Raw genomic sequence first — 15,143 nt, forward strand, 5'->3', positions numbered from 1 at the left:
AAACTTTACCCTGAGTTTTTGCTTTTTTGGCTGCTTCCGGATACTTAATTTCATGGCTTATATATTGATAAAATTTAGAAATACCTCCAGGGTATTCTGGTGCCTTTTCTAAAGAGGTAAAATCATAAACCTTGTCGGTGTTGTTTTGTGCCTGTGCCGAATTAACGAACATGGCAATGCCCATTAGGGCTAAAAACATTAGCTTTCTCATTGTTTTTTTATTAAGTGAAATTGATTATTTAGTTTTTCTTTGGCGAGGCCTTTGCTTTTTTAGTGGTGATGATAATTACACCGTTTTTACCTTTTTCGCCATATTTGGATACTCCGGCAGCATCTTTTATAACATCGATGCTTTGGATGCGTTTTTTATCAAGTTTTTCAGTCCCGGTAGCTTCTTCTCCATCAATAATATACAAGGGGGCTTTTCCACCGTCTTTTAGCTTGATGCCGTTTTTGGTAATAGTGAAGTTAGAATTACCATCTTTTATTGCCGGGCTTAAGGGGCGGGCACTAATGCCAATTACTTTCTCTTTTAAGGGTGATTTGTCAATCTTTTTCGGAGCAGTTATAAAACTTTTTGCTCCCAGCGGGTTTCTTTTAGTTGTAATCTCTATTACGCCGGCTAAACCTTCCGTGCCATATTTTGCCATGGCCAGGCTATCTTTTAAAACAGTCATAGACTCAATATTTTCCTGACCGATCAAATCTAAAGAGGAGATGCCCCTTGTGTATTGTTTATTCCCGTCTATCACTACCAAAGGTTCATTGCCTGAAGCTGGTACACCTCTAAGCGTAATTTTGCTGGCTTTAATGCTGTCCGCCTTTTGGGCAAAACCAGCTAAACTAATACTCATGATGAGCGTAAACGTGAATAATGTTTTCATATCGGTTAGAATTTTCTTTTAAAATCTAAAAAATTAGTGTTTTTGTCAACAGACAGCTCTTTGGTATCAAGGTTTCTGAAAAGACTGTGTTTTGGTTTACTCGTAATAATAATTGCACCGGCTTTAGCTCTTGGGCCGTAAAGGTTTACCGCTGTCTGATCTTTTATAACTGAAATAGATTCTATGTTATTCGCGTTTATGGTGCTGAGCTGGCGGTTATCTGGCAATTTAACTCCATCTAAAATAATAAGTGCATCCAGGTTCGCACCTTCTTTAAATATCACCCGGTTTGCGGGTATACTTGTGGTTTTAGTTTCTTTAGCAGGTTCATTATTTAGTGTAAAATTAACATTGATGTTGTATTTTACCCTTACAGGAGTGCCATTTGCGCTTCCGGGATTCCATTTTGGTGATTCTTTTATCACCCTAACAGCTTCTTCGTCTGTTCCGCTGCCTAAACCCCTCGTAATTTGCACATCGGTTAACGAACCATCTTTCTCGACAATAAAACTTAAAAATACTTTGCCTTGTACATTGTTTTCCTGGGCCAGTTTTGGGTATTTGATACTACCGCTGAGGTATTTGTAAAATCTAATAATTCCTCCGGGGTACTCCGGCTGTTTATCGATAGATACAAAATCGTAAACTTTTTTATCAACATTTTCAGTTGGCTTTACATTACTATCCGATTCACTTGTTTTAGGAAGATAAGATGTAATATTAATCTTATTTAAGTTTAAATAGCCTGGTGTTTTTGGTAAGAGCCTGTTTTTAAATTCTTCCGACGATTCAGGAATATTGAAGCCAACTGTTAAAGCGTATTTGCCATCTGCTATGGTTTTAAATCCTTTATAAGCTAACAGCGCTTTCATTACTTCTTCATCGCAACCTTCCCCAAGTTCTACGTTTGAGATAATATTGGTAATCCTGCCGCCCTTCAGATTAAACTTTATCTGTGTGTTGCCCTGCACCTCATTATTGTTTGCACTGGCAGGATATTTAATATTTTTTGATAAAAACTGGTAAAACCCTTTCCAGTCTGCCGCCGTTTTGCCATCAACGGATGCTTTGGGTGCTACCATCTCCGTAGGCTCTTCTGTAACGATAGCCTGTACCATTTCGATTGGTTTTTCTAAAGGGATTCGATCAGAAATGGATATTAATTTTTCGTTTTTGCGGACTGTTGCTGATGAAAATACTATCAGCAAAGCAAAAAGAGGGATAAAAATTCCATACTTCATAATAGCGGTCTTTTTAGACCGCTCTTTATGAAGCATGTAAATTCTTTTTTTGATCAGCGATTTTTCAAGGAAACCATTGGTTAAACTATTTGGTGAAATGCCAAACGATTTACTTAATAACAACATGGCGTATTCTGCCTTGTCTCCCTGAAATTCAGCCGCCAGCTCGTCGGCTAAAAATTCATGGATATTTTTAATTGTTTTTTTATAAAAGTAAATCACCGGATTTAACCAGGTTATAATGCCTATGATTTCGAAGAAAAGTACATCCACGGTGTGCCATTGTTTGATGTGGGCTTCTTCGTGAATGTCAATTACATCCATTTGTGGTAATTCGCGATCAATTATTTTCTTTCCAAAAAAGGCAAATGCTGAGCCTGCTTTGTTTGACGAAATGAGTTTTTTAACCATTAAAAGGTTAAACACCAACCTACCCAGGAAAAACAAAATACCCCCGCAATAAATGTATACAAATGCGCTGGTCCAGTTAAAACCGGTACTGCGTTCTGTTACTATTGTGGCTTGTGCCAATACGGCTTCCCAGTTAACCGATGTATACACTTGCTGTGCTGCCTTCTGTTCAGTTAGCCACTCCAGGCGGATAAATGGTATACATAACGACAAAACACCTGCAGATATAAGATAAATGCGGTTCAGTGTGAAATAGGTCTCCTTATCAAGCAGTAGCTTGTAGAAGCAGTAAAAAACAATTAAGTATATATGTACCTGTAATAAGTAGTGGGCAAAACTCATTTTGGCTGATGTTTAATTTTATTGATCATCTTTAAAATTTCGTCAACATCGCTTAAATCAAGCTTCTCTTCCTTAACAAAGAAAGAAAACATGCTCTCTACTGAATTTTCGAAATAATTACCTAAAAGCTTTTCAGTTGCATGGCGCTTATATTCTTCCCTGCTCACTAAGGGGTGATACTGATGTGCTTTGCCAAAGGCCTCGTGGCCTATAAAGCCTTTTGTTTCCAAAATTCTGATGATCGTTGATACCGTGTTGTAGGCTGGTTTGGGGAGCGGGAGCTCATCAATTACTTCTTTGACGAATGCTTTTTCCAATTGCCATAAAACCTGCATAATCTGCTCTTCAGCTTTGGTTAAATCTTTAATTTCCATAATAGTTAATAATAATAAGGATTATAGCAAATTTCTTTGCCTTAGTTAAAGTTAAAACTAATTTGTTAGTTATCCAAATTTTATTTGAAAATTATTTCACAACTTAATATTGCTGTTTTTTAGAAGGGCAGGTAAATGTTTTGGAGGGGATTTTTGTAGCTGTTTATTGTTGTTGCCTGCTGTAATTGAGGCTTTTGTGGTTTTATTGCGGTTAGTTGTTAGATCGTAATCAGGTTGTTTTTGATGCCGTATACCACTAAACCGGTGCGTGACTTAATATTTAATTTGGCAAAAAGAGATTCCCTATAGTTGTCAACCGTGCGCGGACTAACATTCATAAGGTCGGCAATTTCTTTATAAGTAAGTTCTGTGCTGCAGTATTGCAAAAAGGTGAGTTCCCTGCCAGAGAATACCGGTTTAGCATCTGTGTCTTTTAAAGCCACCAAAAGCCGGCCCGATACCAATTCGTTTACAAAAAATCCTTTATCTACAATTACTTTAATTGCAGTTAAGAGATCGGATGGGGTTGACTCTTTTAGCATATAGCCACCAGCACCTGCTTTAAGCATACCAATAATTGCCTTTTCATCTTCAAGCATACTCAATGCAAGGATATGGACGTTTGGATAATTGGTTTTAACCCATTTGGTAGCCGCATAACCATCCATAATGGGCATGTTGATATCCATTAAAACCAGCTGAACGTTGGGATTCCGGTTAATTTTTGCCTGGAGATCTACGCCATTAACCGCTTCGAATAAAATTTGAATTTCGTCAAACTCTTCTAACAAACTTGCTAATCCCGAACGGAAGAGTGTGTGGTCATCTACAATGGCTATGGCAATACTTTGGTTCTGCATAAATTAAGGGTAGGGGATTTCAATGGCAATTGATGTACCTTTGCCTGGGGCCGAATTTAACGCTAATTTTCCATTGATCATCTCGATTCTTTTATAAATAGAGTTAAGTCCCATGCCCGATTTTTTAGCTTTAATTTCATCCGGGTTAAAACCTACACCATTTTCCGTAACCTTTAAATGCAAGGCATTATTTTCAAGGTACGAATCAATCTGTATATGGGTAGCCTGTGCATGTTTAATTACATTATTGATGATCTCCTGTAATAAACGGAGAATAATCAGGTCTTTATCAGGCGATACCAATTCTAAATCAAGCAACATATTATTGCTTTGCAAATCGTAGGTGCCTGCTTTGTTAAGCCAGTTGATTTCCTGATCAATGGCATGCCCGATACCATTTTCTACCAGTTGCTCGCCGTGTAAAAGTTTGGCCAGTTCCCTCAGCTCTTTGATGGATTTATTAACCAGCGAAAGGGAATTTTCTATTTTTCTTTTTGCTTTTTCGGCATCGTTTAAATTTACTGAATTTAACGTAAGTGTGGTTAAACTGAGTAATTGTCCAACATTATCATGCAGTTCGGTAGCAATGCTTTGCATGGTTTGGTCTTGTACTTCTACACGTGTTTGCAGGATTTCGGATTCGAACCTTTGTTGCATATTCTGCTTTTCGAGAAAATGGTTCTTTTTATGCCTGTTGTAAGATCTGATATAAATTAACAGAAATATTGGCATCAGTAGAAAAACGAATGATGCCAATAGTATTAAGGACATGTTTTCCGTTGTCGAGCTCTGCATATAAATGAATAGGCCCAAAAGCCATATAAAAAAAGGTTTAATGTTGTATAGATGATAAGGCGCGTATTATATTTTCCTAAAAACTTTTGTTGAATAATATCGTCAAAGAAATTGGCTAATGTACTGCCAAAATAAAATATTAAAGTGCCTCCAACCCACCAAAATGCAGGATGAAATTTTAAATCAATAAAATTTTCATCTTTCAGGAGCAAAAGGAAATACAATAATCCGTAAATAACAAAAATTACCGACATCACACTCACCGTTAAAACATTATATACATTTATGCCAAACGTAATGGTGTATACAATATATATGAGCATAATTGCAGCATAAGTTGCCAGCAGCCAGTATTTTATATTGGCATATTGTTTTATAAAGGTGTAAAGGCCATATGTAATAAAGGAAAATTCGAATATAGTGTAGATGTTATAGATGAATAAGTTGGTATGATAGGTTATTGCAAAATACCGTCCAATCACTTCAGTTAGCATCACCAACACGATATACCACATGGTGATCCGCCAAAATATTGCTTTATCTCTGGCTAAAAAATACAAAGCAAAAAAAAGACACAGTAGCTCAATATATGAGCTACCGGTTGGTAAAATAAATTTTAAGGCTTTATTAAGTATATCAAAATGTATGGTGTTTTCGCCTGCCATTTAGCTATATTATAACATTAATCTACTGTCATCATCACATACCTGTGGACAAAGTTGTGCCCTGTTTTCTGGGTCGGTAGGTTCTGAGCCACCGTAACCATGCCCATTACCATGGCCATTACCATGATCGTGCCCATGCCCATGACTATAACCTTTATCTACAAAATAATCGGTTCGTGGTTTGCCATCTACTAATTTGGTAATAACAAGAAGTAACGTATCCATTTCTGCATAAGTTGATGGAATTTTATCGCCATAACCAAGTTTATTAATCTGGTTAATGATATCGTCCGTGTATCGTCCAAAATAAATCCTAATACCATCGCCGCCTAATGTCGTCATGTTTTTTGTTAAAGAGATAATCTGATCTGCAGGAAACCAGGCTGCTTCAGTATACGTGCCCTTTTCTGCATTTTGGCTTTTACGGAAAGCCGCTGTCATTTGGCTAGCAATGCTAACGGGAATGGAATTGTTGGTAGCTTCTTTAGCTAAATCTTGAGTCATAAATATGTTTGGGTTTAAATTAAATATTAATAATCATCGAACTGATCTTGTGGTAATTTGAATTGAGCTTCCTTTTTGAAAATTTATGTGGTTTGTTTTTGTTCAAAACAGGTGGGATTGAGAGTTTTAAGATGATCTTGTAATGGGTAATAAAATTATTAAAAAAAATTAAACTTTTATCCTCATTACTTTTATTATAGATAATACCGTAAAAATACCTTTTTATTTAAGGTGTTTTGCGGCATCGGCGAATTAAGGCATAGCACTACTTTTGGTATACAGTAACAGATCAAAAATTTATGTTGTGAAATATAAAGTCAATCTATCCTTTAAAGAACAACTATTTTAGACTTATTTGAAAATGAGTCTATTTAATGACGAAGCCGATTAATCTTATAAGTTAAAAAATTTAAATTCTTTCAAAAATGATAAACAATATCCTACTGCAGGAAAATCATAGTTCGATCAGCGAAAGGGAGGTTGAGATTGTACATCTGTTATCAATGGGTTACAACAGCAAAGAAATTGGCGAGATGCTTTTTATCAGCGAACATACGGTTAATACACACCGTAGAAATATGGTGAGGAAACTCGATTTGAAAAATTCTTACCAATTAATTGTGTGGGCCTTTAAAGAAAGAATATTATCCTTTTAAGGATTTAAAGATACATTATAACCTCTCATTCTAAACAACAAAGCCTGCTATTTGATTTCTAAAGTCAAATCAGCAGGCTTTTGTATTTCGTTATTTTTGATTTTGCTACTTCTATCTTATTTTATACTCTTTTTAGTTACAATAAAATAGCCGATAATGAAAAGAATGGCAGCATAAATTAAACTTGTCCATATTTCCTGTGTAAAAATAGGAAAATCCATCGGATCGCCCGTTTTTCTTACTTTGGTAATCCTTAAAGCTAAAGTTGGCAGGGAATAAGGAATTAAATAAGCATATTTCCATCCTACATTTGCAGTGATAATGCCCATAATGGTACCTACAAAACCAATGCCCATAGGTTTAAGAAAATCGCCCCAGAGCAAGCTTAAAATAAACTGGAGGGATAAGATGCCTAATGATGACAGGAATAATTTAGTATAAGAGTTGATTAGGATGGATGAGGGATTGTATTGGTTAAAATTATATTGAGGTACTAAAACCTGGAGTAAGTAACCAAAAGCATAAGTGAGGGTGGCAAATAATAATAAGCAGATCAGTATTAAAAACACTGCATACAAGTATTTTGCGGCATAAATAGAGAATTTATTCAAAGGCTGTGCAAACAGCATTTTCCAGGTATCGTTTTTATGCTCGATATTATTGACTGAAAAAGCCATAAATATGACGTAAAAAGGCATCACCAGTAAACCCATTACACCAAGCGCTGCACCGCTATAATGCCCCCACAATATCATTGGAGGATAATGGTTCGCAATGATTTTTTCAGAACCGGAATAAAATCCAAAGGTGATTAACCCGCATATAATAACGGGTAATAATATGGCCGCCCAAAATGCTAATGTTTTCCGCGATTTATAAAATTCTGATTTTAGAGAGATATATAGCGTATACATGTTAGTTGGTTTTGGTAATATCGAGGAATAAATTTTCGAGGTCCTTTTTTTGTTGGTAAAGGCTACTCACGGTAAAGCCATTTTGAATGAGAAGTGTATTTAATTCGCCGCTATTTTGAGTTGAAGTAAATGGAATAGTAATTTTTTTGCCGGTTTGGGTGATGATTTCATAACCAGCTTTTGCGATAAATGCACTTGCGTTTTCGATATGATTAACTTCAATTTCGAGCATGGGTTTACTTAAAAGGTGAAGTTCATCTATAGTACCCTGAAATAGCAACTCACCTTTATTAATGATACCTACGTGTGTAGCGGTTCTTTCTATTTCTGCCAGTAAATGGCTCGATACCAGTATGGTTTTTTGGTGTTTGGTGGCCAGTTCGATCATCAGGTTGCGTACCTCGATAATTCCGTTCGGGTCAAGCCCGTTGGTGGGCTCATCCAAAAGTAATAGCTCGGGATCTGAGATCAGTGCCTGTGCAATACCCAGGCGTTGTTTCATTCCCAGAGAATATTTGCTTGCTTTTTTGTTAGCTGCATCTGTTAGGCCTACCAAGGCCAGCATTTCATCAGCTTTATTTTTTTTTATGCCGAGCAGGATGCAACGGTTAATTAGGTTTTCTTTGCCTGTTAAATGGCCATAAATAGCAGGTTGTTCTACCAAGGCGCCTACACGCTTAAGAATGGCAATACGGTTGCTGTTTATTTCTTTGCCGAATATAAAAACCTGGTCTGATGGCGATTTCAGCAGGTTAAGCAAAATTTTTATAGTAGTTGTTTTTCCGGCACCATTTGGACCTAAAAAGCCATAAATACTTCCTTTTGGTACTTGTAGGGATAAATTTTTTACTATGGTTTGGTTCCCAAAATTAAAATTTAAACCTACAGTTTCGATAGCGTAATTGCTCATCGCTATTATTTAAAAATAGCTGTAGCCTGTTTTACGATAGCACCTGAGCTTTTAGCAGGTTTAACCACTATTTCTGCATCATTTTGATTGGTGCTTGCTGTAAGTGTTAAAATGATCATCATAAATACTGGTAATAATAAAAGTAAAAATGGAGATGTGTTTCCTAACTTTTTCATGATGGTTTGTTTTATTTGAGCGGCTGCGAAAATACCATCAGCCATTACTGCTTGATTTTTTAAGTTGATTGCTGATGTAGTTTTCATATTGTTTTCGTTTTGATGATTCAAAGAAACTGAAGAAAAACTTCCTGCTAAAATCTATTATACCAAGTGTTCAAGATTCTAGATCAACAGACAATTTTGGCGTTGGTCGATAAAAAATGCCCATTGGGCCGTTGGTAGAAAAAAAATGCCCGTTGGTAGATTGTGTAAGTAAATCGGTAAAACTTTATTTATTTTGTGGCTTATATGATATGCGTTAGTTAAACGTATATCAGCATCATTACTATTTAATACATTTCGAATGAAACAAAGCAAGGGGCCGTTAATATTACATGCTATTTTTTGGTCAATTATATTAATGATTATAGTTGGGGGGAGTATATTCGACACCACCAAGCATACGATGAAAGATTATTGTATCAGTTATTTGGTGTATGGCGTAATCAATATTTCTATTTTTTACATTAATTATATCTTCTTAATTCCTGAACTGATTAAGAAGAGAAAGAAATATTTTATCTATGTATTGGCCTTTTTATTATTAATTGCGGTATCTGTTGTTGCTAAAACGGCAATAGCGGTATTGTATCCTGATGATGTGTTAACTACGGTAAGCGCAAAAGGAAAGCGCATGGAAATACCTGTTCATAATTTTGTGATCATGGTTACTTTTCTGTCAGGTTTTTTCTTAATCTGCAGCTGTATCATTAAATTCACCATTGATTGGTTTGCAAGTGAAAGAATCCAGCGCAATCTGGAAAGCGAACGCCGCGAAATGGAACTTCAGTTTTTAAAATCGCAGTTAAACCCACATTTTCTTTTCAACTCGCTTAACAATATCTACTCGCTGGCTTATCAGAAATCGGATAAAACCGCCGATGCGATTATGAAGCTTTCGGAAATTATGCGGTATATGATTTATGAGAGCAATACGCCAACGGTAGCACTAAGCAAAGAAGTCGATTATTTAACCAGTTATATCGAATTGCAAAAAATAAGGTTTAAAGATGGAGCTTATATTGAGCTTACTTTAAACGGCGAAATCGATAATCAAAAAATTGTTCCATTAATGCTGATTTCGTTTGTAGAAAATGCATTTAAACATGGTGTGGTAACTGATCCGGCCGAACCGGTAAAAATCAATATCATTGCCAATCAGAAAATTCTGCATTTTAGTGTTATCAATAAAAAGAACCAGCAGAATAAAGATGCACAGGGCGGTGTAGGTTTAACCAATGTAGAACGAAGATTACAATTGGTTTATCCCGACAGATATAAATTAAATGTTGTAAATTCGGCTACCCATTATACCTGCGAACTGATGATTGATATATAATCCGGTAATTAAACCCAACCGGATATAAGAAAATCATATATTAAAATAGATTAACCAAAATGAACTTAAACTGTATTGTTGTTGATGATGAGCCTTTAGCGCTTGATATTTTACAGGATTATATATCAAAAGTACCTTTTTTAACCATGGTTAAAAGGTGCGAAAACCCGATTGAAGCTTTGCAGATTGTTCAAGGTGGAGGAATTGATCTTGTGTTTTTAGATATTCAGATGCCTGAACTTACCGGCATCCAGTTTTTGAAAATTGCCGGTAATAAATGCCATTATATTTTAACTACCGCTTATCCGCAATATGCTTTAGAAAGTTACGACCTGAATGTTTCTGATTATTTATTAAAGCCAATTGCTTTCGATCGTTTTTATAAAGCGGTAGAAAAAGTGCATAATCAGGTAAAACCAGCTGAAGCCCCGGCAAGTGTGGCGCAACCCATTATAACGCCTGCTCCATTTTCTGCTCCAGCAAACCCTGTACAGGACTATATTTTTGTAAAAACAGAGCACAAGATCCAAAAAATCTATTTACACGATATTTTATTCATTGAGGGGTTAAAAGATTATATCTCTATTTTTACCAAAGATGAGCGCGTAATTACGCTTCAAAGCATGAAAAAAATGGAAGAGGCACTGCCCCAAAGTCAGTTTATCAGGGTGCACAAATCTTATATTGTTGCAGTTGATAAAATTGAAAGTATCGAGCGTAGCCGGATTACGATTAACCAGAAAATTATCCCTGTAGGCGATACTTATCGCGATGAATTTTTCAGGGTGATCGGGAATAAGAACATCTAGGTGTGATGTAAGACGGAAAATGGATGATGGGCGGTTGGCGCCAGGCGTATAGCGTTTGGAATCGATTAACCGATTTAAACAATTAACCAGTTAACCTTATAAGGTAGCTGGTTGTTCCATCGGCTGACCTAAAACTTTCCTGATTTCATTTTCTACTTCTAGTGTGATATCGTTTGGTGTTTTTAATCCCGGTTCTATCGGTTTTAAAACCGTCCATTTTAGGGCATTGCCTGTAGTTAATGGAAACTTGCCGAAGCGCACAATTTTCCACGAATTTTCTATCGCCACGGGAACAACCAGGGCATTGGGTACCGCTTTTAAAATGGTGGCAATACCACCAAACTGAAATGTTTTCAACTGTCCGTCTTTTGCCCTTGTTCCCTCCGGAAAGATAACGGTACTCCAGTTATTGTCTTTCATCCTCCGGCCAAGTTTAATAATTTCGGAAATGGCCTGTTTGTTATCTTTTCGGTTGATATTGGCTCCTCCGCCTAAACGCAGGTTGATGGATATAGACGGAATGCCTTTGGTAAGCTCGATTTTGGAGATAAATTTTGCGCTGTGTTTTCTCAAAAACCAGATTAAAGAAGGAATATCGTACATGCTCTGGTGATTGGCCGCAAAAATTATCGGTCTGTCGGTTGGCAGATCATATTCGTTTTTAAAGCTGGTGGAATTAAATAGAAAAATCTGACAATAGGTGAGGAAAAAATTAAGGATATCGACCGAAACTTTATGTGCTTTATACCCGAAAAACTTATAACAGATCCATTGTATGGGATGGAATATGCAAAGGGATAATCCGAAGAAAATATAAAAAACAGGGGTTAAAATATATCCAAAAAGCTTGCTCATCTGGTTGATTTAAGAGATGGCAAAGATAATAATAAATTATTCTGGTTTGATTGCGTCCTATTACAATTCTCCATTCAACATCATTAGCTTGGTTTTGAGGATGGCTGCTACACTCATCGAATCGGTAATCTGCCCATTTAAAACCATTTGGTAAGCCTCATCAAATGGTAATTTTTTAATCACCAGTTCTTCTGTTTCTTCAGGCATGGCAATGCCTTCAATTAAACGGGTAGCTATATAAATGATGCTTAGCTCATCGCTTACCGAATTAGAAAGGTGCATCCTTTGGATTTCTTGCCAATTTCTGGCGCTCATTCCGGTTTCTTCCAATAATTCTCTGCGCGCACTTTCTAAAGGTGCTTCGTGAAACGGACCACCACCTTCTGGTATTTCCCAGCTATAAGCATTAAGCGGATAACGGAACTGACCGACCAGCCAGGTATTGTAATTTTCATCCAGAGGAAGGATGCCAATAGCCAGGTTTTTAAAATGTACGGTACCATAAATCCCTTTTCCACCCGATGGGTTAATCACCTGATGCTCGGTTAGGCGGATCCAGTTGTTGTCGTATTTTACGTCACTCTCCAGTGTTTTCCAGGGGTTCATCTCTTCCATGGTGCAAGATAAACAATAAGATTTTATATGAAAAAGAATAAGAAATTGTATAACAAACGCCAATAAAAAAGGTGCTTAGTTTTTGCTAAGCACCTTGATTTAAATTTTAGAATGATCCTTCATCAGGACGGCTCTCCTGCTGGTCGTCTTTTTTCTTTTTACTGGTTCCGGTGAAGGTGGTTTTTCCGAAGCGGTAAGAGAAGGTCAGGCTACCCATGGTTCCCTGCATCTGGCGTTGAAAATCAACTATAGTAAAGTTGTCTTCGGTTGTCATGCTCCATCTTCTGGTGTTAAACACATCCCTAACATTGAAGCTTAACGATGCCTTTTTGTTCGGGAAATCATATTTGGCTCCTCCATCAATACCGTACATGGCATTACGTTTGCCCTGCGCCATTACCTCTGGTGCCCTGTAATCGCCGCGTACCTGTAACGATACATTTTTAACTACCGTTAAATTTCCTGTTAAATTGGCATTCCAGCTAAAACCGCTGCTTGTTGGAATATTAAATCTATCATCGCCGGCAAATTTGGCCTGATATAAGTTTACGTTAGTGGTAAAGTTTAAAGCTTTGATCAGATCGAAACGACCAATTAGTTCCACACCACTGTTAATTTGGTTTGATAAGTTTTGAGGTGTTGAAGTAATGATTCCATTAACGGGCTTACTTCTTACCCTTTGGATTACATCGTTGGTTTGGCGGAAATACAAACTTGAAGTTAAGGTTACTTTTTTCCAGTATTTGCTATAACCCAATTCAAAAGAGTGCACATCTTCCGGTAATAAATTAGGGTTACCACCTCTATAGTTCAAAGGATCTGAAACATCTAAAAACGGGTTGGTATCCCATGGACGTGGACGGTTTACCCGGCGGGTATAACTCAATTGGAGTTGATTATCGCCTTTCAGTTTCTGTGTTAAGAAAACGCTTGGGTATAATCTTTTGTAATGGATATTTCCTTCGGCCGTAGTTAATACATTATTGGTATAACCTTCCAAATGCGTATCTAAACGGGCATCTTCGGCCCTTAAACCCAATTGGTAACCAAAATCCTTAATCTGGTTCTGGTAGTTGAAATAAAGCGCATGGACCTGATCTTTACTGTCGAAACCATTGATCAGTTTATTGTTGCTGATATAAATGTTTGTATTGGTAGGGATAGAATCCGCATATTGATCGTTGTTACCTAAACGGATCTGGCTGCGATAACCCACTTCAATTTTACCAGCTTTACCAACAGGAAGTGCATAATCGGTTTGGATGTTGTAGTTGGTATTGTTACCGGTATTAAATACACGTTGTAAACTTAAGGTTTCATCAATTGCTGTACCATTGCGGTTGGTGGTATTGGTGCTGTAATACTGATCGTTATTGTTTGTTCCGTACGAATAACCAAAGTTAAAAGTTAATTCTTCTTTTGGTTTCTTGAATTTTTGTACATAATCCAAATTTGCATCATAGCTATTGCCAAAACCATCAGTAGTATTGGTTCTGTTACTTAACAAAACAGGAGCATGGTTTATGTTTAGCTGTCTGATATCCAGCAGATCGTTACGCTCGTTTTCCCTGGAGTTGAAACCACCCGATAAGCTGATTACACTTTTTGGAGCGATATAATAATCGATACCCGCTTTGGCATTATGTCCCTTATCTAAAGATTTTGAAACCGTATTCTGATTGGCAAACCTTGTTACGAGTGTGTCAGGTTTATAAAAGATATCCTGAAAACCACCACCAATACGGTTACCATAACGGTAGCTGTAATTTCCATAAATATTAACCTTGCTGTTCTGGAAGCTTAAATTGGTATTGGCATTGTAGTTATCGCGGTTACCCGCAGTTACAGCAGCAGAGCCATTAAAGCCTAATTTGGTGTTTTTCTTTAATACAATATTGATAATCCCCGACTGACCTTCTGCATCGTATTTTGCAGATGGGTTGGTAATTACCTCAACACTTTCGATAGAACTGGCGGGGATAGACTGTAAAATCTGCGCCACGTTACCGCCTGCAATTAAAGAAGGTTTGCCATCTATTAATACTTTTACGCCGGTTGATCCGCGAAGGCTCACATTACCGTCCATATCGGTAGAAACTGATGGTACGTTTTGCAACAAATCTCCTGCAGAGCCACCCTCGCTGATTACACTCTGATCTACCGCAAAAATCTTTTTATCAATGCCCATTTGCATGCCTTGTTTTTGGCCCGTTACGGTAATTTCGCTCAATACGTTACCTTTTGCAGCGTTCATTTTTATGTCGCCAAAGTTTAGAGTGCCCGTAGAAGCTGTAATGGTAACGTTATCCCTTACCATGGTTTGATAACCTACAAAGCTGATTTTGAAGGTAAAAGTTCCGGTAGGGAGTTCTGTCATCACAAATGCACCATTTACATCTGTTTGAACGATCTTGGCATTTTTTGCTGTCGCCTTATTAATTAAAACAGCAGTGGCAAAAGGAATGGTTTCTTGTGTTTTGGCATCTTTTAGTACACCGGTAATTTTTGCTTTTCCTCCGGTTTGTGCAAGGAGGTTAAACGATAAAGTAAGCAGTAAGAGGGTAATCTGTATTGTTTTGTATTGAAAAAGTCTCATTAAAAAATAAAATTTGTGTGTTTTTATAAAGGGAGACAAAGTAACGGCAAGTAAGTTTAATAAAGTGGCCGTAACTATTTTATTACAGCCATTTTAGCGTAATATTTTTGTGGGTTAATCTGCAGTTCACAGTTAATAATTGGTCGTTTTCTGTT

At 37.0% G+C, this 15,143-nt stretch carries 16 protein-coding genes and 1 pseudogene; 3 read left to right on the forward strand and 14 right to left on the reverse strand.

The window, feature by feature from the left end; translation table 11 throughout:
• The 8 genes and pseudogenes from R2R28_RS02725 to R2R28_RS02760 all read right to left on the reverse strand — a co-directional run.
• Positions 1–211 (reverse strand): annotated as a pseudogene (locus R2R28_RS02725) (hypothetical protein); the annotation flags it as partial.
• A gap of 28 nt (positions 212–239) precedes the next feature.
• On the reverse strand, positions 240–884 hold the full coding sequence (locus R2R28_RS02730; RefSeq protein ID WP_316824180.1) for a TonB-dependent receptor: 645 nt from the start codon (positions 882–884) through the stop codon (positions 240–242).
• Positions 885–889: 5 nt separating this feature from the next.
• Positions 890–2,878: a TonB family protein gene (locus R2R28_RS02735; protein WP_316824181.1), complete on the reverse strand. Its 1,989-nt coding sequence runs from the start codon at positions 2,876–2,878 to the stop codon at positions 890–892.
• Positions 2,875–3,252, reverse strand: coding sequence for a BlaI/MecI/CopY family transcriptional regulator (locus tag R2R28_RS02740; protein ID WP_316824182.1), 378 nt, complete (start codon positions 3,250–3,252; stop codon positions 2,875–2,877). Before R2R28_RS02740 ends, R2R28_RS02735 begins: the two co-directional genes overlap by 4 nt.
• 218 nt (positions 3,253–3,470) lie before the next feature.
• Positions 3,471–4,112, reverse strand: coding sequence for a response regulator transcription factor (locus tag R2R28_RS02745; protein ID WP_316824183.1), 642 nt, complete (start codon positions 4,110–4,112; stop codon positions 3,471–3,473).
• A gap of 3 nt (positions 4,113–4,115) precedes the next feature.
• Entirely contained in the window at positions 4,116–4,883 is a 768-nt protein-coding gene (locus tag R2R28_RS02750; protein WP_316824184.1) for a sensor histidine kinase, read from the reverse strand.
• Positions 4,874–5,572, reverse strand: coding sequence for a hypothetical protein (locus R2R28_RS02755; RefSeq protein ID WP_316824185.1), 699 nt, complete (start codon positions 5,570–5,572; stop codon positions 4,874–4,876). Before R2R28_RS02755 ends, R2R28_RS02750 begins: the two co-directional genes overlap by 10 nt.
• A 9-nt stretch (positions 5,573–5,581) precedes the next feature.
• Positions 5,582–6,076: a hypothetical protein gene (locus tag R2R28_RS02760; protein WP_316824186.1), complete on the reverse strand. Its 495-nt coding sequence runs from the start codon at positions 6,074–6,076 to the stop codon at positions 5,582–5,584.
• Positions 6,077–6,501: 425 nt separating this feature from the next.
• Between R2R28_RS02760 and R2R28_RS02765 the strand changes: the two genes are divergently transcribed.
• A complete protein-coding gene (locus tag R2R28_RS02765) occupies positions 6,502–6,732 on the forward strand; it encodes a response regulator transcription factor (RefSeq protein ID WP_316824187.1) in 231 nt (76 codons plus the stop codon).
• Positions 6,733–6,848: 116 nt separating this feature from the next.
• Here R2R28_RS02765 and R2R28_RS02770 read toward each other — a convergent pair whose 3' ends face one another.
• Genes R2R28_RS02770 through R2R28_RS02780 form a run of 3 tightly spaced genes read right to left on the reverse strand, consistent with a single transcriptional unit; the run spans position 6,849 to position 8,819 of the window.
• Entirely contained in the window at positions 6,849–7,646 is a 798-nt protein-coding gene (locus R2R28_RS02770; protein WP_316824188.1) for an ABC transporter permease, read from the reverse strand.
• Between the two features lies 1 nt (position 7,647).
• On the reverse strand, positions 7,648–8,556 hold the full coding sequence (locus tag R2R28_RS02775) for an ABC transporter ATP-binding protein (RefSeq protein WP_316824189.1): 909 nt from the start codon (positions 8,554–8,556) through the stop codon (positions 7,648–7,650).
• Between the two features lie 5 nt (positions 8,557–8,561).
• The gene (locus tag R2R28_RS02780; RefSeq protein WP_316824190.1) at positions 8,562–8,819 is read right to left on the reverse strand and encodes a hypothetical protein; all 258 of its coding nucleotides are present in this window, start codon (positions 8,817–8,819) and stop codon (positions 8,562–8,564) included.
• Between the two features lie 259 nt (positions 8,820–9,078).
• Between R2R28_RS02780 and R2R28_RS02785 the strand changes: the two genes are divergently transcribed.
• Complete coding sequence (locus R2R28_RS02785; protein WP_316824191.1) at positions 9,079–10,113, forward strand: sensor histidine kinase; 1,035 nt, start codon at positions 9,079–9,081, stop codon at positions 10,111–10,113.
• 59 nt (positions 10,114–10,172) lie between these two features.
• A complete protein-coding gene (locus tag R2R28_RS02790; protein WP_316824192.1) occupies positions 10,173–10,922 on the forward strand; it encodes a LytTR family DNA-binding domain-containing protein in 750 nt (249 codons plus the stop codon).
• Between the two features lie 96 nt (positions 10,923–11,018).
• Here R2R28_RS02790 and R2R28_RS02795 read toward each other — a convergent pair whose 3' ends face one another.
• From R2R28_RS02795 to R2R28_RS02805, 3 genes are all read right to left on the reverse strand, one after another.
• Positions 11,019–11,777, reverse strand: coding sequence for a lysophospholipid acyltransferase family protein (locus R2R28_RS02795; RefSeq protein WP_316824193.1), 759 nt, complete (start codon positions 11,775–11,777; stop codon positions 11,019–11,021).
• Between the two features lie 60 nt (positions 11,778–11,837).
• On the reverse strand, positions 11,838–12,392 hold the full coding sequence (locus R2R28_RS02800; protein ID WP_316824194.1) for an NUDIX hydrolase: 555 nt from the start codon (positions 12,390–12,392) through the stop codon (positions 11,838–11,840).
• Positions 12,393–12,498: 106 nt separating this feature from the next.
• Positions 12,499–14,988 (reverse strand): TonB-dependent receptor domain-containing protein, encoded by a 2,490-nt coding sequence (locus tag R2R28_RS02805; protein ID WP_316824195.1) that lies wholly within the window; start codon positions 14,986–14,988, stop codon positions 12,499–12,501.
• Between the last annotated feature and the right edge of the window lie 155 nt (positions 14,989–15,143).

It is taken from the genome of Pedobacter miscanthi (assembly GCF_032678605.1).
In the GTDB taxonomy this organism is placed as follows: Bacteria; Bacteroidota; Bacteroidia; order Sphingobacteriales; family Sphingobacteriaceae; genus Pedobacter; species Pedobacter miscanthi_A.

What these genes read in the sequence shown, in the direction of transcription:
- R2R28_RS02745 (WP_316824183.1), bottom strand. Translation starts at nt 4,112, where the DNA reads ATGCAGAACCAAAGTATTGCCATAGCCATTGTAGATGACCACACACTC.
- R2R28_RS02730 (WP_316824180.1), bottom strand. Translation starts at nt 884, where the DNA reads ATGAAAACATTATTCACGTTTACGCTCATCATGAGTATTAGTTTAGCT.
- R2R28_RS02735 (WP_316824181.1), bottom strand. Translation starts at nt 2,878, where the DNA reads ATGAGTTTTGCCCACTACTTATTACAGGTACATATATACTTAATTGTT.
- R2R28_RS02760 (WP_316824186.1), bottom strand. Translation starts at nt 6,076, where the DNA reads ATGACTCAAGATTTAGCTAAAGAAGCTACCAACAATTCCATTCCCGTT.
- R2R28_RS02780 (WP_316824190.1), bottom strand. Translation starts at nt 8,819, where the DNA reads ATGAAAACTACATCAGCAATCAACTTAAAAAATCAAGCAGTAATGGCT.
- R2R28_RS02770 (WP_316824188.1), bottom strand. Translation starts at nt 7,646, where the DNA reads ATGTATACGCTATATATCTCTCTAAAATCAGAATTTTATAAATCGCGG.
- R2R28_RS02755 (WP_316824185.1), bottom strand. Translation starts at nt 5,572, where the DNA reads ATGGCAGGCGAAAACACCATACATTTTGATATACTTAATAAAGCCTTA.
- R2R28_RS02795 (WP_316824193.1), bottom strand. Translation starts at nt 11,777, where the DNA reads ATGAGCAAGCTTTTTGGATATATTTTAACCCCTGTTTTTTATATTTTC.
- R2R28_RS02740 (WP_316824182.1), bottom strand. Translation starts at nt 3,252, where the DNA reads ATGGAAATTAAAGATTTAACCAAAGCTGAAGAGCAGATTATGCAGGTT.
- R2R28_RS02765 (WP_316824187.1), top strand. Translation starts at nt 6,502, where the DNA reads ATGATAAACAATATCCTACTGCAGGAAAATCATAGTTCGATCAGCGAA.
- R2R28_RS02785 (WP_316824191.1), top strand. Translation starts at nt 9,079, where the DNA reads ATGAAACAAAGCAAGGGGCCGTTAATATTACATGCTATTTTTTGGTCA.
- R2R28_RS02790 (WP_316824192.1), top strand. Translation starts at nt 10,173, where the DNA reads ATGAACTTAAACTGTATTGTTGTTGATGATGAGCCTTTAGCGCTTGAT.
- R2R28_RS02750 (WP_316824184.1), bottom strand. Translation starts at nt 4,883, where the DNA reads ATGTCCTTAATACTATTGGCATCATTCGTTTTTCTACTGATGCCAATA.
- R2R28_RS02805 (WP_316824195.1), bottom strand. Translation starts at nt 14,988, where the DNA reads ATGAGACTTTTTCAATACAAAACAATACAGATTACCCTCTTACTGCTT.
- R2R28_RS02800 (WP_316824194.1), bottom strand. Translation starts at nt 12,392, where the DNA reads ATGGAAGAGATGAACCCCTGGAAAACACTGGAGAGTGACGTAAAATAC.
- R2R28_RS02775 (WP_316824189.1), bottom strand. Translation starts at nt 8,556, where the DNA reads ATGAGCAATTACGCTATCGAAACTGTAGGTTTAAATTTTAATTTTGGG.